General features: G+C 35.0%; 19 protein-coding genes and 1 pseudogene. 4 read left to right on the forward strand and 16 right to left on the reverse strand.

Translation table 11 applies throughout. The features are described 5' to 3' along the window. Nucleotides 1-301 precede the first annotated feature (301 nt). Nucleotides 302-2,449, forward strand: coding sequence for a cell division FtsA domain-containing protein (locus tag AC6CHR_RS05290; RefSeq protein ID WP_498247474.1), 2,148 nt, complete (start codon nt 302-304; stop codon nt 2,447-2,449). Nucleotides 2,450-3,207: 758 nt separating this feature from the next. Here the strand turns inward: AC6CHR_RS05290 and ytxJ are convergent. The 3 genes from ytxJ to AC6CHR_RS05305 all read right to left on the reverse strand — a co-directional run bounded on the left by ytxJ (nt 3,208) and on the right by AC6CHR_RS05305 (nt 4,531). After that, nucleotides 3,208-3,537, reverse strand: a complete 330-nt coding sequence (gene ytxJ, locus AC6CHR_RS05295; protein WP_498247475.1) for a bacillithiol system redox-active protein YtxJ — start codon at nt 3,535-3,537, stop codon at nt 3,208-3,210. A gap of 69 nt (nt 3,538-3,606) precedes the next feature. After that, nucleotides 3,607-4,080 carry a YtxH domain-containing protein gene (locus AC6CHR_RS05300; RefSeq protein WP_498247476.1) on the reverse strand — a complete coding sequence of 158 codons (474 nt, stop codon included), beginning with the start codon at nt 4,078-4,080 and terminating at the stop codon, nt 3,607-3,609. Then, nucleotides 4,073-4,531: a DUF948 domain-containing protein gene (locus AC6CHR_RS05305; protein ID WP_498247477.1), complete on the reverse strand. Its 459-nt coding sequence runs from the start codon at nt 4,529-4,531 to the stop codon at nt 4,073-4,075. The genes AC6CHR_RS05300 and AC6CHR_RS05305 overlap by 8 nt, the downstream gene beginning before the upstream one ends. Nucleotides 4,532-4,775: 244 nt before the next feature. Here AC6CHR_RS05305 and AC6CHR_RS05310 point away from each other — a divergent pair, with 244 nt between their 5' ends. Further along, entirely contained in the window at nt 4,776-5,891 is a 1,116-nt protein-coding gene (locus AC6CHR_RS05310; protein ID WP_498247478.1) for an aminopeptidase, read from the forward strand. A gap of 113 nt (nt 5,892-6,004) precedes the next feature. Here the strand turns inward: AC6CHR_RS05310 and AC6CHR_RS05315 are convergent, their stop codons facing one another. From AC6CHR_RS05315 to AC6CHR_RS05360, 10 genes and pseudogenes are all read right to left on the reverse strand, one after another. Further along, nucleotides 6,005-6,766, reverse strand: a complete 762-nt coding sequence (locus tag AC6CHR_RS05315; RefSeq protein WP_498247479.1) for an ABC transporter permease — start codon at nt 6,764-6,766, stop codon at nt 6,005-6,007. Next, nucleotides 6,744-7,694 carry an ABC transporter ATP-binding protein gene (locus tag AC6CHR_RS05320; RefSeq protein ID WP_498247480.1) on the reverse strand — a complete coding sequence of 317 codons (951 nt, stop codon included), beginning with the start codon at nt 7,692-7,694 and terminating at the stop codon, nt 6,744-6,746. Before AC6CHR_RS05320 ends, AC6CHR_RS05315 begins: the two co-directional genes overlap by 23 nt. 645 nt (nt 7,695-8,339) lie before the next feature. Next, nucleotides 8,340-9,638 (reverse strand): UDP-N-acetylmuramate--L-alanine ligase, encoded by a 1,299-nt coding sequence (gene murC, locus AC6CHR_RS05325; RefSeq protein ID WP_498247481.1) that lies wholly within the window; start codon nt 9,636-9,638, stop codon nt 8,340-8,342. 466 nt (nt 9,639-10,104) lie between these two features. Continuing rightward, entirely contained in the window at nt 10,105-10,734 is a 630-nt protein-coding gene (locus tag AC6CHR_RS05330; RefSeq protein WP_498247482.1) for a hypothetical protein, read from the reverse strand. Between the two features lie 57 nt (nt 10,735-10,791). After that, nucleotides 10,792-12,264, reverse strand: a pseudogene (locus tag AC6CHR_RS05335) (DNA translocase FtsK); the annotation flags it as partial. 1,707 nt (nt 12,265-13,971) lie between these two features. Beyond that, on the reverse strand, nt 13,972-14,775 hold the full coding sequence (locus AC6CHR_RS05340; protein ID WP_498247483.1) for a DUF1444 domain-containing protein: 804 nt from the start codon (nt 14,773-14,775) through the stop codon (nt 13,972-13,974). Between the two features lie 32 nt (nt 14,776-14,807). Next, nucleotides 14,808-15,125 carry a thioredoxin family protein gene (locus AC6CHR_RS05345; RefSeq protein ID WP_498247484.1) on the reverse strand — a complete coding sequence of 106 codons (318 nt, stop codon included), beginning with the start codon at nt 15,123-15,125 and terminating at the stop codon, nt 14,808-14,810. 139 nt (nt 15,126-15,264) lie between these two features. Beyond that, on the reverse strand, nt 15,265-15,759 hold the full coding sequence (locus AC6CHR_RS05350) for a hypothetical protein (protein WP_498247485.1): 495 nt from the start codon (nt 15,757-15,759) through the stop codon (nt 15,265-15,267). Nucleotides 15,760-16,149: 390 nt separating this feature from the next. Further along, entirely contained in the window at nt 16,150-16,665 is a 516-nt protein-coding gene (locus AC6CHR_RS05355; protein ID WP_498247486.1) for a DUF84 family protein, read from the reverse strand. Between the two features lie 211 nt (nt 16,666-16,876). Next, nucleotides 16,877-17,950, reverse strand: coding sequence for a M42 family metallopeptidase (locus AC6CHR_RS05360; RefSeq protein ID WP_498247487.1), 1,074 nt, complete (start codon nt 17,948-17,950; stop codon nt 16,877-16,879). A gap of 293 nt (nt 17,951-18,243) precedes the next feature. Here AC6CHR_RS05360 and AC6CHR_RS05365 point away from each other — a divergent pair, with 293 nt between their 5' ends. After that, the gene (locus tag AC6CHR_RS05365) at nt 18,244-18,555 is read left to right on the forward strand and encodes a PepSY domain-containing protein (protein WP_498247488.1); all 312 of its coding nucleotides are present in this window, start codon (nt 18,244-18,246) and stop codon (nt 18,553-18,555) included. Between the two features lie 53 nt (nt 18,556-18,608). On the opposite strand, the gene AC6CHR_RS05370 is transcribed toward AC6CHR_RS05365, so the two are convergent. Further along, a complete protein-coding gene (locus AC6CHR_RS05370; RefSeq protein WP_498247490.1) occupies nt 18,609-19,454 on the reverse strand; it encodes a YtnP family quorum-quenching lactonase in 846 nt (281 codons plus the stop codon). A 169-nt stretch (nt 19,455-19,623) separates the two neighbouring features. Continuing rightward, a complete protein-coding gene (gene trmB, locus AC6CHR_RS05375; RefSeq protein WP_498247491.1) occupies nt 19,624-20,274 on the reverse strand; it encodes a tRNA (guanosine(46)-N7)-methyltransferase TrmB in 651 nt (216 codons plus the stop codon). Between the two features lie 475 nt (nt 20,275-20,749). Here trmB and AC6CHR_RS05380 point away from each other — a divergent pair, with 475 nt between their 5' ends. Continuing rightward, on the forward strand, nt 20,750-21,028 hold the full coding sequence (locus AC6CHR_RS05380; RefSeq protein WP_498247492.1) for a YtzH-like family protein: 279 nt from the start codon (nt 20,750-20,752) through the stop codon (nt 21,026-21,028). Here the strand turns inward: AC6CHR_RS05380 and AC6CHR_RS05385 are convergent. Further along, nucleotides 21,025-21,825 (reverse strand): phosphotransferase family protein, encoded by an 801-nt coding sequence (locus AC6CHR_RS05385; protein WP_498247493.1) that lies wholly within the window; start codon nt 21,823-21,825, stop codon nt 21,025-21,027. The genes AC6CHR_RS05380 and AC6CHR_RS05385 overlap by 4 nt on opposite strands. Nucleotides 21,826-21,999 lie beyond the last annotated feature (174 nt).

Consider the following 21,999-nt stretch of genomic DNA (forward strand, 5'->3'; position numbering starts at 1 on the left):
GAATACTATGATCGTGAATATATAATGTTCTCTTTATCATTCAAAGGAAGTATGGTACATTTTCTTTAATTAGTTGTTATTATAAACGATAAAATTGATATTGTCACCAAAAACTTTAACATTTAAACGCTTTTAAGTGATAAAGCATATTATGAAGAATTCTTGTTCATCCCTTGAGATATCAGAACTTTAGCCTACTAAATAAGAGTTTTTTAAATTTAAATTTTTTGTCAAATCTTATGAATATTCGAACACAATAGGTCTGAATGGAAATTAACATCGTAAAAGTAGGTGTACACTAATGGAAAAAAATGAGTTAACTTTCGCCTTAGATATTGGGACTCGTTCGGTTGTTGGGTTAATTTTAAAAGAAGAAAATGACTTCTATCACATTGTTGATACTGTCATTAAAGAACATGATAAACGTTCAATGCTAGATGGTCAAATTCACGATGTATTATCTGTTGCTACTGTTATTGCTTCTATAAAGCAAGAGCTGGAAGTCATACACGGCCCTCTTCGAAAGGTATGTGTGGCTGCTGCTGGCCGTGCATTAAAAACAGAAAGGGCATTGGTTTCGATCGATATAACAGGGAAACCAATGATACAAAAAGAAGATATCCTTCACTTAGAATTAATGGCGGTACAGTCTGCACAAAAACAAATTGCCAAAAAAGATGACGGTGAACGTGCTCATCATTACGATTGTGTTGGTTATTCTATCCTTCGATATCAGCTAGATGGCGAAGATATGGGGAATCTTATAGATCAACAAGGCGATGAAGCATCTGTAGAAATTATTGCTACCTTCCTCCCTAAAGTTGTAGTGGAATCGTTACTAGCAGCATTAAGTCGAGCAGATCTTGAAATGGAGGCACTCACCTTAGAGCCGATTGCAGCAATTAATGTGTTAATCCCGCAATCTATGAGACGGTTAAATGTTGTTCTAGTCGATATTGGTGCTGGGACATCTGATATTGCGATTACCGATATGGGAACAATTATTTCATATGGAATGGTACCAATTGCTGGAGATGAGATAACTGAGGCTGTCTCTGATGCTTTTCTATTGGATTTCCCTCAAGCAGAAGAAGCAAAAAGGACAATCACAACTAGTTCTTCTATCACAGTCACAGATATATTAGGCTTTGAAACAGAAGTTACCAAAGAAGAAGCGACAACCCAAATATCACATGCAATTGATAAATTAGCTGAAGCAATTAAGAATGAGATTCTTCAATTAAATAACGGAAAGTCTCCTAAAGCTGTCATGCTTGTTGGAGGTGGAAGCCTTACACCAGAGCTCCCACAACGACTTGCCACGATTCTAGGGTTACCTGATAATCGTGTAGCAATTCGGGGGATTGATGCAATTGCTCAGCTCAAACTTGCTGACCATATTCATAGAGGGCCTGAGCTTGTTACACCGATTGGTATTGCTGTTGCTTCAAAGCTTAACCCAATTCAATATATAAGCGTTAAAGTAAACGAGCGTACGGTAAGACTTTTTCATATGAAATCACTCACAGTTGGTGATAGTCTTTTAGCATCTGGGCTTCAACTAAATAAACTTTTTGGTAAACCTGGTATGGCATTAATGATTGAAGTAAATGGCCAATCTCTTACGATTCCAGGTGAACATGGAACCCCTCCAACTATTAAGAAAAATGATCAAATTTGTTCTTTAGAGGAAGGAATTAATCACGATGACATTATTGTTGTTGAAAAAGGGGAAGATGGAAAGACTGCAACAATTCCTATTTCAGCAATTTTAGATGTAGTCCCCCCTATTACAGCTCTAATAAATGGAGAAACTTATACTGTCCAACCTTCCGTCTATATAAATGGAGGAAGTGAAGCAAATTTTGAAAGAATCCTTACTGACCGCGATAAAGTTACCTATGATATACCTTCTACGATTAGTGAATTTCTAGCAAAAGTTAATATGTCTCATTTATTAGCAGGGGTTAAACCTTTCTCAGTTGAATTAAATAACCAAGTACTACCTCTCAGCGAATTTTCAGGTAAACTCTTTAAAAATGGTTTATTAACGACTCCTGAAGCAAAGGTAGAAAATGGAGACATTCTCGTACTTCAATTAACAAAAGAGCCATCACTATACGAACTTGTAAAAGAGGCAAACTTAAGCCTATCACAAACCTTACCTATAACATTTAATGGGAAATCAATCTTACTTGAAAAGTCGATTACTGATTTTTATCGTAATGGTATCATTCTCTCTTCAGAAAAAATACTACATAATGGTGATAAATTAATATCTAAAAAGAAACCAATTGATCCATTTATTTTTCAAGATATTTTCACTGTTATCGATATCAATTTACCTGCATCTGGTAGTAAACAATTTATATTGCTTAATAATGGTCAAGAAACAACTTTCCAAGATCCATTATCCCCCGGAGACGAACTTTCGATAAATTGGTTATAAAATCAAAAGCGCAAGAGCCCGTTTAGCAACGTATGAACTGGAGCACTCCGCAATAAGATACAGGAAACACGAAGAGCGATAGCGATTCGATGTTGACTTATTTTATGGAGGAGGGTGAAGTTCACTAGTCGCTGGGCTCTGGAGCTGGATGCATCAAAAGCGCCAGAGCCCGTTTAGCGACGTATGAACTGGAGCACTCCGCAATAAGATAAAGGAAACACGAAGAGCGATAGCGATTCGATGTTGACTTATTTTATGGAGGAGGGTGAAGTTCACTAGTCGCTGGGCTCTGGAGCTGGATGCATCAAAAGCGCCAGAGCCCCGTTTAGCGACGTATGAACTGGAGCACTCCGCAATAAGATAAAGGAAACACGAAGAGCGATAGCGATTCGATGTTGACTTATTTTATGGCGGAGGGTGAAGTTCATACGTCGCTGGGCTCTGGAGCTGGATGCATCAAAAGCGCCAGAGCCCCGTTTAGCGACGTATGAACTGGAGCACTCCGCAATAAGATAAAGGAAACACGAAGAGCTAGAATAGTATTCCTTAAACAGGGTCTGACTTCCTTTATATAGGATTCAGGCTCTTTAAGTTGTGTGGAACATAGAAATATTTGTCGAACGATAGATTTCAGTATAAAGTAGATAGATTAATAGCTTCAACCAAGTCTTATTTATAGCATACCGCTTCTAGGATTACTATATTTGATAAAACAGCAAAAAAATAGCTGATCTACTATTCGTAGTCAGCCATCAGAGTTATCCTATTATTTGTTTACTTAGTGCGTCGACGGTTATTTTCCAATGTGAAGCATTCCAGACAATCTCTTTCCCTTTAAATAAAAGAGCTTGTGGTGTTTCATGTTTAATTGAAAATGTTTCTGCGATATAATTTGATAGCGGTCGTGCTTCTTGTACATGTAGATGGTATGTTGGGAAATCATGATGTTTCTCAGCGAATTTTTGATATTCCTCAAACCCAGCCTGACTAATTGGACACGTTAAGCTATTTTTCACTAGTAAAAATTCATCATGCTTAGTAAGTAGTTCCTCAAAATCTTCTACAGACTCAATTTTCAGCTTGCTCATTTTTTTTTCACCCTTCTGTCAAAAAAACAGGGATTTCATATCACAAGACATCAATCCCTGCTAAAATTATTAGTTTGTTTTCACTTCTTCTTTAACACTTGATTTATCTTCAGATTGTGTTTCCTCATCCTTGATTGCTTCAACTGCTATGGCATCAGATTCAGAAACCACTTGATCTTGATTTTGTGAAGAAGATTCATTGGAAACCTCAGCCATTGCTTCTGCGACTTCATTTTCTGCTACATCTGTTTGTTCCTTAGCACCACTCGTAATATCTCGTACTTTACTCATGATTTGAGAAGATTGCTCGGTAACAACCTGTGATAATGTAGCTGTTTTCTCTTTTGCTACGTTTGCAATACCTGAACCTTTTTCTAGAGTCTCACTCGTTAATTTCCCTGTACGCTCCTTCATTACATTTGCTTGCTGGCTTAGATCCTCACGTATTTCTTTTCCCGATTTTGGAGCTAAGAATAAAGCAGCAGCAGCACCTACAAGACCACCTATTAGTGAACCCATCAAAAATCCTTTGTTATTACTCATTATTACTACCTCCTCTATGACTAGTCATAATATTGTTTTTTTGATTCTTTTGCTTCCATTTTGTCCAAATCTCCATCGCAGCATTACTCCATTGTACTACTTGGTTTACTTTATCTTGATTTTGTTCAAGATTCGTTGTAGCAGTCGTTGTTACCCTCTTAACTGATTGATTAAGGTGTTGAATCGTTGTACCAACATCCTTAACTGATTCAACCACTGTATTTAGCTTATCCGATTTATGTTGAATATCCTCAGCAAGTTCGTTAGTTTTATGTAATAATGTTGTTGTTTCTAATGTAATTCCTTCCAATTGATTCTCGAGTCCAGATAATGTCCCTGCTACATTTGTTAACGTTTCTTGTAATGCCTTTAGCGTTTTTGACACGTAAACAACTAGAATTGTAAATGCTATCGCAATTAGCGCAACACTCAAATATAAAATAATGATCATGTCTTATTACACCTCCTATGTAGTTACTATTCTTATACCCACCAATTCCTATCATAAACATTAATACTACATTATATCTTAATTCTCCACAAATTGGTCAATCCCTTTGTCAGTATTTGTAGATATTAAAATAATCTCTTTTTAAAGAGGCATTTTTTACGATCAAACCATCTAATGAGGATTCTTAAATGTGTTGGGGTACAATAGATAGTAAAACTATTTTATCTTCAAGGAGGATTTCATTTTGAAAGATCCACGCATCGAGATATTGGCAAAAAACATTATAAATTACTCAATCCGATTACAAAAGGGCGAAAAGGTTTTAATTGAGAATTTCGGCATACAACGTGAGCTTGTTGTAGCATTGGTAAAAGAGACATATGCTGCAGGAGGTTATCCTTTTGTTTCACTAAAGGACCATCATGTAGACCGAACACTTATGATCGGCGGTCAAGATGAACAATACCAAATGATCGCTGATTTTGAGGCAGATGTTATGAAGAAAATGGATGCTTACATAGGATTAAGATCAGGGGATAATATTAATGAGTTTGCAGATGTACCTGATGAAAAAGTAAAACTACAAGCTGAAACGGTTGGTAAAAAAGTTCATCGTGAAATTCGAGTACCTAATACGAGATGGGTTGTACTGCGCTATCCAACAGCATCAATGGCTCAGCTAGCTAAAATGAGTACAGATCAATTTGAAGATTTCTATTTTGATGTATGTAACCTAGACTATAGCAAGATGGATACAGCAATGAACCCTTTAGTTAAGTTCATGAATAAAACAGATAAAGTGCGTTTAACTGGTATTGATACTGATTTAACATTCTCAATTAAAGACATCCCAGCCATTAAATGTTCTGGTCAAATGAATATACCAGACGGTGAAGTTTACACAGCGCCTGTTCGGGATTCTGTAAATGGTCACATTACCTATAATACACCTTCCCCTTACAATGGTTTTACCTTTGAACAAGTTAAGTTAACATTTAAAGACGGAAAAATAATTGATGCCCAAGCCAATGATACAAAGAGAATTAATAACATTTTTGATACAGATGAAGGAGCACGTTATATTGGAGAATTTGCCATTGGGGTTAATCCTTTTATTTCCCACCCTATGCAAGACATTCTCTTTGATGAAAAAATTGATGGAAGCTTCCACTTCACACCTGGCCAAGCCTATGATGATGCATACAATGGTAACAAATCAAACATTCATTGGGATATGGTAATGATTCAACGTCCTGAATATGGTGGCGGTGAAATCTATTTTGATGATGTATTAATACGTAAAGATGGTCGGTTTGTGATTCCAGAATTAGAGGAATTAAACCCTGAGAAATTAAAATAGAAAAATTGTTGACACCAGTTTGATAAATATGAACTGAAGCGAATGAAATGAAGGTAGTCCTAATTCTACCTCCATTTCACCTATCTGCTTTGTAAATTGATTGACTCCTTAACTTAAACGTGCACATCCCTCTTTGAAAACGTAAGAGTGGAAACTAGTAAAAGGATCACCATATGAATGACAATATTACTTATCGAAAATGTTAATGTCATCCCTTCAAATAACGGATCCCCCCAAAAATACGGCATCAAATTTGTGTTGGCAAATAATAAGTACTTTCCTGCCTGATAATGATAATGGTCTAAAATTGTTATGATCGCACTTGAGGTAAACAGCAAAAAGATTGGCACTGCAATTGAAAAAACACTACTTCTCGTTATTGCTGAAAAACTAAATGCGATCGTAGCCATCACAACGATTTCAATCAAGTTAAAAAGATACCCACCTAAACCTGTTAAGACTGTTTGATTTAGACTGAATACCGTACTAGAATAAAATACAATTCCTAATATTGTGGACATTAATAAGTGAAGTCCTGCCAATAAAAGAGTTATGTATAAGACCATTATGTATTTTGAAGCTAATATTTTCACTCTTTTCACTGGACGGGTAAACAGAAATTTAACTGTACCCTTTTCAAACTCACTTGATACAATATCACCGGCTATGATTATACACATGATTTGAATGACAACTAATAGATAAGAACTAACAGAAATATAATCCCAGAAGGTAAAAACAATTCCGTTAAATAAGAACTTAAAAAATAGGCTTACTATAAGATTCATGACAACCATGATGCCCATTAATATCCATATTCTTGGGCGATTAAATAGCTTCATGTGTTCATTCTTAATTAGATGAAGATATGACATCATCATCATCACCTCGCATTTTTTCCAAAAATAATTCCTCTAACGGACTGCCTATTCGTTCAATTCCGATTACATCAACATCCGCTTCTACTAATAACTTATTTAACTCTGCAACGTCTTGAATCTCTAATTCAATAGTGAAGCCATTTGTATGGTATTGAATATGATTTTCTTGATACTTATTTTGTACGATCGTTTTTACATTTCCTGTATTCAGCACTTTAAAGGAATAGGTATGTTTTTGACCTGCACCACTTTCCAATTCACTTAAAAGACCTCTTTCTATACAGACTCCATCATTCATAACCAAGACACTATCGCATATCAACTCTATCTCAGCTAATATATGACTAGAAATAATGATTGAAACATTTTCTTCATTTGCTAAATTTCTTAAGGTTTCTCTTAAACTTTTTATTCCTTCAGGGTCCAATCCGTTAGTTGGCTCATCTAAAAGGAGAATTGAAGGTCTGTGGAGAATTGCTTGTGCTAAACCTAGCCTTTGTCTCATACCTAAAGAATAGGTAAATACTTTATCAGCTACATAATCCTGCATTTTCAACAATCTAATAACCTCATCAATTCTTTCATAGGAAAAGCGATCCGTCATCCGAAAAAAATGAATCAGATTATCATACCCTGATAAAAAGTCGTACATGACAGGGTTTTCAATCATTGCACCAACATGTTTAATAGCTTTTTCAAAATCCTTCATAATGCTAAAATCTTCTATAAAAATAGTACCTTTGGTCGGTTTTATTAAGCCGACTAACATTTTTAAGATCGTTGTTTTTCCTGATCCATTAGGACCAAGTAATCCTAGAATTTCTCCTCTATTCAGTTCAAAACTAACATCCTTTATAATTGGTGATTTCTTTATTGTTTTGGATAAATTACTCACCGCTAAAACTACTTCATCTACATTCATTTAGAACACCTTCATTTCAGAAACTTTAATTTTCCATTTTGTTCATAAATTTCCCTGACCATCTTTAAAGGATTGGTGCATTTTTTCTAGAATAAGTAATTCTGTATTTTCACAGACTCTTACAACATAACCTGTCCAACCTATTAGAAATAGGGAATATAGCAGCTAAAAAGCGTTGAGGATACTCTGGAAGCTAAGGAAGGACCTTAGTAAGCCTGTTTTTCAATACGTTGATGTTAAAGACGTTTAAAACCTAAAAGTGAAGGCATAAGTCCGATTCCCTTATTACATTACGAGTTGTTTTTCCCATTATCGTATGTATTTCCCTATCCAATGTCAACTTTTTATATGAAAGATATAAATTTGTCATTGAATCTCTTGGAAGTGAGTAATTAGTTCCTTTTAGTACTCGAAAAGAGCAGGAACGCAACTGGTAAGGTGTTCATTTCTCTTAAAAACAGATTCTTTTCTAATCTTAAGAAGAAAATCACTAAATAATAAAAAGCTGACATAATAAGAACATGACACTGGGCAATGTTCTTATTATAGTCAGCTTTCCTTCTTCTATTAAATCCCACTTGACACTTTAGATACAAATTAGTAATACCTATATTACTAAAATAACTTTACGTGAAAGAATTGAATTTAAGCTAAAACCTTTTCATAAGCTTCTTGATACTTCTGAATATCTCCTGCGCCCATGAATACTAACACAGCGTTATCATGTTTTTTTAGTACAGAAGTTCCTGCCTCATCAATAAGGTTAGAGTTGTCAATTTTCTCAAGTAAATTATCGATAGACAACTTACCAACATTCTCTCTGGCTGAACCAAAGATATCACATAGGTAAATATGGTCAGCCCTTTGGAGACTTTCTGCAAACTCATCTAAAAAAGATTGTGTTCTAGTAAATGTATGCGGTTGGAACACCGCTACGATATCTCTATCTGGATATTTTTGTTTGGCTGCATCGATTGTTGCATTGATTTCAGTTGGGTGGTGAGCATAATCATCAATTAAAACTTGATCTCCAACCCTTTTTTCATTGAAGCGTCTTTTAACTCCCTCAAACGTTTGAAGTCTTTGTTGAATGACCTCAACTGCAACTCCCTCATAATGACATAATGCTATCACAGAAAGAGCATTTAATATGCTGTGGTCACCATACGTCGTGATCTTAAATGATGCATAAAGTGTATTTCGAACATAGACATCAAATACAGTGCCATCAGTGGATTTCACTACATTTCTAGCTTGGAAGTCATTCTCTTCACCAAATCCATAATAAACAACTGGAACCTTCGCCTGAATTTGCTGTAGCTGTTCATCATCACCACATGCAATAATTCCCTTTTTAACTAGAACAGCCATTTCCTGAAATGCACTAAGTACATCCTCAATGTTTGTAAAATAGTCAGGGTGGTCAAAGTCAATGTTTGTCATGATTGCATAATCAGGCTTATAGGATAAGAAATGTCTCCGGTATTCACAAGCTTCAAAAACAAAATATTTGCTGTTTGGAACACCACTACCAGTACCATCACCAATTAAAAATGATGTTGGCTCTGCTCCCTGAATCACATGTGATAACAAGCCAGTTGTTGATGTTTTACCATGGACGCCAGTTATCGCTACACTCGTATACATTTGCATAAATTCACCAAGGAAACGATGATAACGAATAATTGGTAAACCAAGGTTTTTTGCTTCTTCAATTTCTGGGTGTGTATCAGGAAAAGCATTACCTGCGATAATTGTTAATCCTTCTTTAATATTTTCCTTAGCAAAGGGCAATATTTTAATATTACGTGCTTCTAGGGCTTTTTGCGTAAACACTTTCTTCTCTATATCTGAACCCTGAATTTCATAATTCATATCGTGTAAAATCTGGGCAAGGGCACTCATTCCAGTCCCTTTAATTCCAACAAAATGATAAACAGTCATAAATAGAACCTCCAACAAACGTCTATCTGATTGATAGTATATGACGCTCATCTAGATTTGCAACTCATCATATTTACAAAACTCAGAAAGTCCCTTTGAATAGTTTAAGTTATTCAACTTATTCGATTATTGGGATTTTTGAACTGAACTAGTTGCCAATGCGCTTCGTAATACTAGATTTTTCAAATCAGCTAGTAATTACGACAGAGTAGTCGCCTAGATTTGCATAAGGAAACATACAAGTGAACCACTTCGGAGTGATACTCCATCACCTTACCTGAATCAAGTTTATTTAGAGTTAGTACTCATGATAAACAAGCTTCTTAAATAAGCTGTACGAAATCAGTCCTATTACTTATACTTCCTTAATTTTCAATAACCTATGTAATCAGCTTACGGATGTATATTATATCACTAGCAAAACATAAAGACCATGTAAATAGTTGATACTAAGTATCAGTTGTTACTAATTACTCCAACAATATTTTATGGCGAATTTCTTTAAAAATGTACGCCATCCTTCAGTACTGTTTTCAAAATGTGTTAGTAAATTCAAAATTGGCTCTTTTTCCAGTTGAATAAACATATCACTGATACATATTAACTGATTAAAAACTGGGATGGTGCGTAAAAAGAGAACTTGATTTTGATAAGGTGCAATCTTATTAGGATTTAACTTAATTCTACATTGTTCCCCTGAAAGTAATTTCTCTGCATATATATGTGTTTCTGCTGTTTTTATTACTTTAAATGGCTCAAGTACACTCGCCATAAAAAGAGCATTTACAACAGGATCTAACGGATGTCTGTTATTACTTTTTTGCGTTACAAATGATTGGTAAATGGTCATACCTCTGATTGTTAAGTAATCATACGTAAACCAATCAATGAAAAGTTGCTCTTGCAGATATAAAAATACTGGAATTGTTTCACTTCCAATTTTCTCACTAAAAATATGTTTAGCCTTTACCTTCTCTCTAATGTTAACATGCCTATTAACATAGTCTTCAATTAAGTTAACATGTTGATTAATAAAAGAGATGAGTTGGTTTTCCTTTTCTTTACGAAGGCTATCTAACTGAACGATATTATCCATATTAACAAAAACAACCTCTTCTTTTTATCGTATCATACCATTTTCCTTCTAAATGCTCTACTGTCCCTGAATAATATCTAGTTCTTCTTCAGAGATAAGAATGTCTCTCGGTTTACTACCACGATTTTCAGAAATAATCCCTTGTAGCTCCATCATATCTATGAGCCTTGCCGCACGATTATAGCCAATTCGAAAACGTCGCTGTAGAAGTGATGTAGATGCACCACCCTGACTAACGACAAATTCGCATACTTCAGAAAACAATTCATCTTCCTCTGATTGAATTGTAGCCTTCTTCACTAACTCATCTTGGTGAAATAAATAATCTGGCTTTGATTGAAGCCTTACATGTTTTACTACTCGTTCAATCTCTTCGTCTGATACAAATGTACCTTGTAGTCTAACTGCCTTCGATGAACCATTTTCTAAAAATAACATGTCACCTTTTCCTAGCAGCTTTTCAGCACCTGCTACGTCTATTATCGTTCTGGAATCTACCTGAGAAGAAACAGAAAAGGCAATTCTTGTTGGGATATTCGCTTTAATTAAACCAGTAATAACATCAACAGATGGACGCTGGGTAGCAACAATTAAGTGGATACCACATGCACGAGCCTTTTGAGCAATTCGACAAATCGCTTCTTCGACATCATTAGGTGCAACCATCATTAGATCCGCTAATTCATCAATAATAATGACGAGGAAAGGAAGATGTTCACCTTGATTATGCTCTTTTACAAGCTGATTATATCTAGTAATTTCTCTTGTGCCTGAATGAGCGAATAACTCATAGCGTCTTTCCATTTCTTCTACTGCCCATTTGAGAGCCGCTGTTGCTGCCTTGACATCTGTAATTACAGGACTAACTAGGTGTGGTATTTCATTATATGGTGCTAATTCAACCATTTTTGGATCTATTAGCATTAACTTAACCTCATGTGGTGATGCTTTGTATAACAAGCTGACAAGAATGGTATTAATACAAACACTTTTACCTGATCCTGTTGCACCTGCAATGAGTCCATGTGGCATTTTCTTTAAATCAGTAACGGCTGGCTGTCCTGAGATATCCAAGCCTAAGACTGCTGTCAGAGGTGATGGATTTGAACGAAATTCCGGACTCCGTAAGATTTCTCGCAAGTAAACCATTTTACTAACTTTGTTTGGCACTTCAATTCCAATTGTGTTTTTCCCAGGAATTGGAGCTTCGATTCGAATATCCTTTGCCGATAAGCTCAATTTAATATCATCACTTAGATTTGTGATTTTATTAACCTTAACACCTGGTTCTGGATGAACTTCAAATCTAGTAACAGCTGGTCCCTGTGTCACATTTACAACACTTGCACGAACATTAAAGTTTTTTAAGGTAAGATCTAAAAGTTCCTTTTGTTCATCTAGCCATGAATGATCCTCAATTACTTCTCTTTCAGGTACATTTAAATAAGCCACAGAAGGGAACTGATAGCTATTCTCTGTTTTTTTCATACGATGCTTATCTCGACCAAGCATCATCACATTAAATGGAAGCCCCTTGTTTGTTTCTGTTCTTGTTTTATTTGGTTGTTTTTCCTTATCAGATAATCCTAGTTTTGATTCATGTGCATGAGGTTGTTCGTCATCTATACTATGTTCCTCATGGCTTGTAGGAAAGGATTGTGATAATTCCTCTGTATTTATGCTTGAATGAAATTCTGCTTCATCGTCTTTCTCAAATACCTCATCTTCTTTAATAGGAGGTAATTCTTCATCCAGTTCATACAATATATCTTGAGACTGCTCGTCAAGCTTTTGATTAAAAATATGCTCGCTATCTTGAGGAGATGCTTCCCCACGGTTTATTCTATTTTCGTTCATTCTTTCATGTTCACTTGTTGAAATAATATTAACAGGGTCAACATCAGAGTTAGGTGTTTCACTTACTTCACTTTCAAGGGAAGTAGATTGTATGATATCGAAATCCTTAGACTGATCATCACCTAACACACTCTCTCTTCCTACGACCTCTTCGGTAGCTGCTATTTCATCATTATTTAGAAATATTTCTTCTACCGGATTGTGTGCCTTGTCGTAATTAGGAGGAAATGAAATAGACTGATTCGTTTGATCTACTTCTTCAAGAATAATTTCTTTATCTTCATTATCAAATATTGATATATCTTCATTATGATTTTCAATACTAATTGATAAGCTACTATTCGCTATTTTAGTATTAGTTTGATTAGAAATAGAGTGATTATTCTTTACTTCTTCCCTTTGTTTCAGTATAAGATCCTCGGCAATATCATCCTCAGTAATTTTCTGGATTGGCATTATTGAGATTCCATCATGATTATCTACTTTTGGCTTTCTACTTTGTTTTCTCTCTGCACTTGTTTGATAGCCATAAACAGGGGAAGGTATATCAGTCGGATGGAAAGCACGTTTAGATTTTGCTACTTCAACTGGCTTCTTCGTTATTTTGGGTTTAGTAGGTCTCTTCAGAACCGGTGCAACATTTTCCTTTTGTTTAGGCACTTCATATGGACGAGATTTGCGTTTTGGACGTTCGTCTCGATTAGATCGTTTCTCATCTGGTATGATTGGGAATCTAAAGTTACCCTTTGGATACTGAAAAGAAACCTTTGCTTCAGCTTTATAGTTTGAACGGTATCCCTCTTCAATGCTAGCATCAGTATTACTTAGTACATTTCGTACGTTTTGATCTTCCTGGGCTAACACTTTGTTTTTTTCGTATTCCTTTTCTTCTTCTCCAGAAAAGTAGGACACTAGTTTTGATAACCAACTCATCTTTATCACTCTTTCAACATTTCAAAATATCTTATACCCTATTGTATCAATAAATATCTAGATTTGTGGATAAAAGTCATAGAATATGCACGAATTAATGTAGATATTATTTAGTAATAGTGTTCAACTAAGCTTGATAAAAGAAGCTAGAACCTTTTATCATTGTTTCATTATATCGTTTCTAACCGATTTTTAAATTTTAATAGTTCAATTGATTTACACTATTACTTTTTTCTCTATCATCTACTTAACGTTGTACGATGAACAACTTTCAAATAGTTAAATAGCAACAATTTTTTAAAAAAGGCGCCTAAGTAAAAGAAAAAGAGGTTAACCAATTGAACTCCCCCAAACGGAGTTTTATCGGTAGCCTCTTTCATTTCAATCATTTTCCTATTACATGGTACGCTTAAAAAATTTATTTATGGGTGTCCAATTCCGTTTAACTTATTTTCTCGGTTTGTTTTTCCCTAAAATAAAAATAGGCTCTAGCTGTTTATTTTCATATAAAAACGACAACGCTGTAATTGGAATAGTACCACTAGCAAAAAAGCTCATTGTTAATTGGGCTAATATATCGTAACCCGCATTATTCCGAACATCAACAATAATAAGTACATCCTGATGCGGGACAGCTACTGCCATTTCACCCTCGATTTTCTCCTTAAAAGATAGTAATAAGCTCTCATCTAATATTCGACTGGCATCATAACCATCATTGGCATTAAAGAAATAAAATACGTTTCCTGCCACATGATCTTCTTTTACTTTTATCTCTAATGAACGAACATTAAAGGATGAAACCTCTTTTAATTGATCCTTCGTCCATTTCTCTTTTTCCATCATTTTTTCATCAATTAGACGATACGTATTTCCGAGATCTAATGCATAATAAATTCTAGTTTCTGCTGTATGCTCAGAATAGCAAAGTGGGATTCCTTCATTACTCTCAGTCGGAAACGAAGTGGCGCGAATAACTGGGTAAATTGATTTCTCTTTCCCTGATAATTCTTGTTTCTCATTCATGACAGTTAACGCTTCTTCAACATAATAGACAACTTCATCAACTGCCTTTTCTTTCGATGTTTCCCACTTTGCAATAATTCCCGGTAATGAAAGTGTTACCCCTTTAGTTGATGTTGAATCCTCGACTCTTAGAGTATCCTTCTCGCGGTTAAAATCAAAGTTCCATTGTGTATGTGTTAACTTCTCCAGTATGATGTCTACCATTTTTCTAGAAGTCATCCTCATTTGCGGTCCTCCTCTCTATCTATAACTTCCAATTAATTTGAAAGACCATCGATGAAATTTTGTATTTGCTCCTGCGTCTTACGTTCTTTGTTTACATATCTACCAATTTCTTCGCCCTTATTAAATGCAACAAAACTAGGAATTCCAAATACATTCAATTCAACACATAAATCAATATACTCATCGCGGTCGACAGAATAAAAAGAATATGAATTATTTTCTTTTTCTATTTCAGGTAATATCGGTTCAATTACACGACAATCGGGACACCAATCTGCTGTAAACAGAAAAATAACATTTTCTCCTTGGATAAGCTGTTTATATTCATCGATTGAATTTAGGTTTTTCATACCATTACCTCCAAAGTTTTTCGTTTATTTAGTAATCCTCCTGCTTCAAGGGACGATTAGTTGAGGATTAAGCAGCTCATGCTATTTTCACTTTATATGATTCCATGAAACTTTTCCACTAAACCAACTTGTTATCCATTTAATTAACGGATGCTACGATCTCCATCATATTCTTCGCATCTTCTGCAACATTACTAGTTTTGGTTTCTGTTGTTAATTTAGTTCCACCAATACCAACTGTTACTTCATACTGTTTTTCACCGAGTTTATTAACAAATAGATAACCAAAACGCTCATTATCCTCAAATGTTTGAGAAATAAACGGTTTTTTGTATTGGTCTGTTAATGTTTCAAATTGGACTCTACTTTTGCTACCCTCATTTTCATTTACGAAAAGTATATAATTTTGGTTACCTTTATTAAGAATACTATTAAATTCCTTCGTTTCACTTACTGAAAAATCCTCAGGTAAATAGTATGAATATACATCTGTTTTTTCATTATCTTTCTTAGGAGAATCTTCAAAGGCCTTTTTTGTATCGTCTATTGTCATTTGTGTTAGTTCTGTTTCTGATAAAGTACAACCTACTAAAAGTACGGTTAAGATAAGACTTAATAATAAAGGTTTCTTCATTTCATCAACCCCCTTCTTACTTACTAGGTAAATAGAACCTATTTCATCATAACTCTTTTGATAAAACATTGACAAGTCAAAAAGAGTTTCGTACATTTCAAATCAGAATACTGTTCATAAATAGAGGGATAATATTGAATTTATTATTTGCAAACCATAGAATATACATACTATACGTGCAAGAAATTAAAATTGTGTATCTGCTAGTCCTATTAGCAAACTTGTAGTACATTAATGAGTATTTGGTGGGAACTGTACGGAGATTATTTTTTAGTCTAGATCCTTAGATATAAAAAAAAGAGCTTGAATGACATTCTCATGTCCAAGCCCTTTCCTCTTTTTTTAGCTTACAAAACATTTGTATCAAATTGATTAGCTACTACTTTATATCTATTTATTTAGTTTATATAAATATTGTCCTACTAAAAGCTTCGATACATGTGTAAACATTTCTGTTCTGTTAACACAACCATTTGTAAAGATTCCGATCGCACCTTCATTTTGACTGACATTGTTTTTTTCAACAAAGCGATCCATAACAATGCCCAATTCCTTACCACTGAACACTTCTATGCCTATTTCATCCGGAATGACAATTCTAGATCCGCTGGCTACTATCGGTTGAATATTCCTATCAATGATTGCTCCCCAATTGCATAAAAAGTAACCATGGTCTGTCTTCACAACACCACCCTCTAACCCAACACCAATATCGCCATTTTCAACTTCAATGGCATTTCTAGCTCGGTTTATGGCACCCCTCATTGTTTCATCATCTGTTAAAGGCTGTTCAGAAACATTTGATTTTACATTTGTAGAAATAAACTCACCTGCAAAATGATTAAAAAAAGCGTTCTGTACTGCATGGACTTTTGTAGGATTTTTCGTCCCAATTGCGATAATCACGTCGATTCTCCTTTATCAATCCTCTTACTACAAGGTTGTTTTCGCAAAGATTGTTGTTTTTCGTACAAAGTACTACTATACGTTTTTAGCCAGTCTTCGTGCTCTTTTCGCTTAATTATTTTTTCATTTTTCAGCTTCAATGAATACAGTAATAACTCCAGAGTAGATTTTCACTTGCCAGGAGCTACAAACTTTTGAAAAGAGCTTACTATTAAGAATGTTGCTTAATTGTCTGCACTGTCGTAGCATCACAGGACTTAACCAAACGTACAAGTAATTCCTTTGCAGCTGCATAGTCATCCACATGCATAATTGATCCAGATGTATGAATATATCGTGAACAAAGACCAATTACCGCTGACGGCACGCCTTGATTTGAAGTATGGACACGTCCTGCATCTGTACCACCTTGAGAGACAAAATATTGATATGGAATATCATGAGTTTCAGCTGTATCAAGAATAAATTCTCTTATTCCACGGTGTGTAACCATAGAACGATCGTATAGCCTTAATACCGCCCCTTTTCCTAGCTGACCAAACTCTTTTTTATCTCCACTCATATCATTTGCTGGACCAGCATCTAACGCAAAAAACAGATCTGGTTTGATCATTGTCGCTGCCGTTTGAGCACCACGTAATCCTACTTCCTCTTGAACAGTTGCCCCAGAATATAAAGTATGTGGTAGTGTTTCACCTTTTAATTCCTTTAATAACTCGATTGCAAGACCACATCCATAGCGATTATCCCATGCTTTAGCTAGAATTTTCTTAGGATTGGCCATTGGAGTAAATGGGCAGATCGGAACAATTTGTTGTCCTGGTTTAATTCCAATCTGTTTTGCATCTTCTCGATCGTCAGCACCAATATCAATTAACATGTTTTTTATTTCCATTGGTTTTGAGCGTTGAGATTCACTTAATAAATGCGGTGGTATTGAACCAATTACCCCTATAATTGGACCTTTGTCAGTAATAATTTGCACTCGTTGAGCAAGTAATACTTGACTCCACCAGCCCCCAAGTGGTTGAAATCTGAGCATTCCGTTATCAGTTATTGCCGTTACCATAAAACCAACCTCATCCATATGTCCAGCAACCATAATGGTAGGTTCATCATCTTTACCGCGTCGCACACCAAAAATACTACCTAATTTATCCTGTACCACATCATCAGACAATTGTTCTATTTCTCTTTTCATAAATGCTCTTACTTGATGTTCATTTCCTGCTGCACCTGGTAACTCTGTTAAAGTTTTAAATAACTCTAATGTTTCTTGATTCACTATTTCACCCTCATTCCAGCGCAAATTACGCCTGTATTTGTTACGAAAAGGAGATCTAGTTAACAGTTCGCTATTCTCATTTTCAAAAAAACTCTAAGGTAAACATAAAAAAACAAAACACTTCTCCTCGTACCTATCTAATTATAGAAAAAAGCCAATGACTGATTTTTTTGATTGCAACAACCTTTTTAGAAAGGAGCCATATCAAAATTCGGATTGGTAACATGCTATAATGGTTTTAGTATAAGTCATGTACTTGATTACGTTTGAAATACATTTTAGGGGTGACTATGGTGAAGACTAAATATTTTTTACTTGGCTTAGGAGTCGGTATCACTACATCTTTCCTTTTGAAAGACAAGATACATTCCATGCCGATTTCTTCAAATGCCGCATTAGAAATTGTGAAAAGAGCTTTTAAGGAAAAGGGGAAAATTGACGGTTCATGGATCTACACAATTCCTGAAGTCTTTTCAACTGAACATTTGACTTATAACGTTTTTAAAGCTGGTGTATCTCGTACTGTGAACCAACAACTTGAACAATACGAAGTCTTTGTTGATACAAAAACAGGTGCAATTGTCCATGTAGAAAAAATTGGATAGGTTCTAAAAGGGGCACGATTCTTTATGTGCCCCTATCGATTCTTTAGCATAGATCAGTTTTTCTTGCGTTCAACCTTTTCCACAATATCACCTTGATCATTCCATTTTATTCCACGATAATACGCATCATGGTAAAAAGTAAACCATGCCTGATGTTTCTCACCAAATTTGAGCCACTTCTGCTTTTCATCAATTGATGACATTGGATAATCATCATATGCTAAAACCCATAATGGATTTTTATGTGCATGTGTTGGCATTAAATCAGCCATATGAACGACAGTTTCTCCGCCGTCCTGTAACACAACGATACTATGCCCATCACTATGACCTCCTGTGTGGTGCATCTCTAAACCATCAACAATCTTTAACGAGGTATCAAAGGTTGATACCTGTTGTTCAATCGCTTCCCAATTACTTTTCCAATATGTATTTTTAGAGCGAATATTTGGGTTTTTCATTTCTTCCCATTCAGTTAATGCTGTGATGATTTGAGCGTTAGGGAAAACAGAGATGAACTGTTGATTCACCTTTTTGGTTAAACCACATGCATGATCAAAATGCATATGTGTCATTAACACAATGTGAATATCGGATGGTGTTAAACCAAGACGACCTAATGAATTTTCAACCATTGATTCTTCTGTTACACCATAATTTCTTATTTGCTTCTCATTTAGTTTGCCCGAACCAATTCCAGACTCAATCAATATATTTAGACCATTTTTTTGTATAAGTATAGGATCTGTTCGTAATTCAATTTGATTTAGATCATTAACTGGATATTTTTTTGTCCATAACAATCTCGGAACCACACCAAACATCGCTCCACCATCTAAATGAGTCACACCACCATTTAACCAAGTAAGCTTCGTTTGACCAATTTGCATTGTTTCCAAAATCATCCCTCCCCAATTTTTATCTTATCATATTTATGAAAGTCGAATCACTTCTTAATCCTTTTTTTAAAATAGAACCTCCTATCAGACACAAGAATTTAATCATGTCTTAAAAACTACAAAAAAAAAAGAAAATGACAGATTCATCATTTTCTTTCAGTGAATTTATTTATTTTATTTCATTCAAATATTTTGCTTCAACGCGATAGATCCTTTGACCCTGACCGGAAAACTTTTCTTCATATTCTGTCATAATATTTCCTTCAAAATCACTATTGTGAAGGTCTAAACTAAGAAACTTTAGTTGTAAGCGATATTCGGAAAAACTTATTAATGAATATTCGAAAAGACCTTGATTATCTGTTTTAAAATGGATTTCTCCACCCTTTACGAGAATTTTTTCATATAGAGCTAAGAAGCTTTTATATGTTAGTCGTCTTTTGCTATGACGATTTTTTGGCCACGGATCAGAAAAATTCAAGTACACGCGATCTATCTCTTGATCATCGAAGTAGTCCGCTAAATCTTTAGCATCAACATTAAGTAGCTTCATATTAGGTAGTTTGAGGTCAACTATTTTTTGAAGTGCTGCAACAATAATACTATCAAAAAGTTCGATTCCGATGTAATTGATATCAGCGTTTTGTTGTGACATCCCTGCTAAAAACTGTCCTTTACCTGTACCAACTTCTATATGAATCGGATTATTATTACCGAATACTTCCTTCCATTTTCCTTTATATTGTTCTGGATTAGCGATTGCATATTGTGAATGTTCTGCAATAAACTCACTTGCCCAAGGTTTATGTCGTAATCGCATGAAGACACCTCTATCGTATTAATTTCGTTTTAAAAGATAACATGAAATGACCTTGTTAGCAAGGGTTATATCAAGTGATCTTATATAAAAAGGACTGACTATTTACTAAGTCAATCCCTTTGTGATCTTTTGTATTTTTTATAGATAGGCTCTTTTCTAAAAGTTTATTGCTCTAGTACGAATAAAAATCGGCTTTTGGATTTTTATGATCTAAATTGAAGCTATGTCCAAAGGGTTATCAGAGTAATTTAGCGAAAAGAGCACGAAGATATACTTAAAACGTGAACATTAGTACTTTGTACGGAAAACAACAATCTTTGCGAAAACAGCCTATAGATAATAACAACTTTCAATTACCACAATGCTAACTCTGGCCCTACTAACTAAGGAAGTTTGTAATTCAAGATGTTCTGTATAATTCATCTGTAAGAAAGACAAGTTATAGGTAATCAGTTCTTGAAAGGGTGTGTATCTTTTGCCAATACAATATAGTGACCAAGTTAGTTTATTAAAAGATATTTTATCAGAGCATCAAAGTGAGTGCTGTGGAACTGTAGCAGAATGTGAACAACTAGAAAGAGTGATTAAATCATTAATGGTAAACTCGAATACAGACGGACAAATAAAAGAAGTCCTCGAGGAAGTCTATTTCTATAGTCAATCAGGGAGAAATTCAACTTCTCTTGATCAACATATAGAGTCACATCAGAATCAATTATCACAGTGGATTCAAGATATTGATTCTTACACTTAATGAGCTAACATTTCCGCTAAGATAATCTTAATATGTTCAATCCAATTCTGCTTTTCCTTAGCATTATTTTTTGCCTGATACCATAAGTAAGAAGTTAAAGCCTGCAATAGCACATACCAATAAATTCTTGATTTTAAGTTCTCATTCAGTTCCAAGCCATAAGATGAGAGCCAACTTTTCCATTCTGCTTCATCTATGTACCAATATAAAAGGATACCAACATCAATTGCTGGGTCAGCAATCATTGCCCCATCCCAATCAATTAAATATAACTGATTGGTTTCTGATAAAAGCCAGTTGTTATGATTAACATCACAATGACAAACAACCTGTTCATCACATTGTACATCTGGAAGCATCTTGATTAATAATTCAATAGCCTCACTAATTTCCGGTTGCTCTAGATTCTCAAAAGCAACTGCTTGCTGTATATCCTCGATTATGGAGTTAGGAGTGAGCGGTTGCTTTCCTAATCGTTTTAACATATCTAATAATTCTTTCGAGCGATGGATCTTATGAAGAAGTTCCCCAACATTTGAACCATTCATATCGACTGGTTTTAACTCACGGCCAACCAAACGGTGTTGCGCTGTAACAACATCTCCATTTTCCATTCGCTTTGTCCAAACTAGCTTTGGAACGATCCCTTCTGCAGAGAGCACAGCTAAAAAGGGAGAACTATTTCGCTTTAGAAAAAGCTCCTGTTCTCCACTTTTTGCAAAATAAGCATCACCTGTTGCTCCTCCAGCGGGTGTAATTGTCCACTCACTACCTAATACATGTTCCAACCAGTTCACCTTCAATTTCAACCCAACATTTCATATAAGTATTTATAAAAAAGCGCAAGCCCCAAAGTTAATCGTACCTGCTTCCTTTGACCAAAGTGTATCATATTTTTCTCTTTCATTTTCGGGCGGATAGGATAGAAAAAGGATAGCTATTGGTGATTAGAGAAAATTGCACAATAGCCA

This window comes from Metabacillus sp. GQ13 (genome assembly GCF_059758525.1).

Bases quoted from the DNA above. Each gene is read 5' to 3' on its own strand.
- AC6CHR_RS05340 (WP_498247483.1), bottom strand. From the start codon at position 14,775: ATGAGGATGACTTCTAGAAAAATGGTAGACATCATACTGGAGAAGTTA.
- trmB (WP_498247491.1), bottom strand. From the start codon at position 20,274: ATGCGATTACGACATAAACCTTGGGCAAGTGAGTTTATTGCAGAACAT.
- AC6CHR_RS05315 (WP_498247479.1), bottom strand. From the start codon at position 6,766: ATGTCATATCTTCATCTAATTAAGAATGAACACATGAAGCTATTTAAT.
- AC6CHR_RS05290 (WP_498247474.1), top strand. From the start codon at position 302: ATGGAAAAAAATGAGTTAACTTTCGCCTTAGATATTGGGACTCGTTCG.
- AC6CHR_RS05350 (WP_498247485.1), bottom strand. From the start codon at position 15,759: ATGAAGAAACCTTTATTATTAAGTCTTATCTTAACCGTACTTTTAGTA.
- AC6CHR_RS05330 (WP_498247482.1), bottom strand. From the start codon at position 10,734: ATGGATAATATCGTTCAGTTAGATAGCCTTCGTAAAGAAAAGGAAAAC.
- AC6CHR_RS05320 (WP_498247480.1), bottom strand. From the start codon at position 7,694: ATGAATGTAGATGAAGTAGTTTTAGCGGTGAGTAATTTATCCAAAACA.
- AC6CHR_RS05300 (WP_498247476.1), bottom strand. From the start codon at position 4,080: ATGAGTAATAACAAAGGATTTTTGATGGGTTCACTAATAGGTGGTCTT.
- murC (WP_498247481.1), bottom strand. From the start codon at position 9,638: ATGACTGTTTATCATTTTGTTGGAATTAAAGGGACTGGAATGAGTGCC.
- AC6CHR_RS05345 (WP_498247484.1), bottom strand. From the start codon at position 15,125: ATGAAAAACCTAAATTCAATCGATGAATATAAACAGCTTATCCAAGGA.
- ytxJ (WP_498247475.1), bottom strand. From the start codon at position 3,537: ATGAGCAAGCTGAAAATTGAGTCTGTAGAAGATTTTGAGGAACTACTT.
- AC6CHR_RS05305 (WP_498247477.1), bottom strand. From the start codon at position 4,531: ATGATCATTATTTTATATTTGAGTGTTGCGCTAATTGCGATAGCATTT.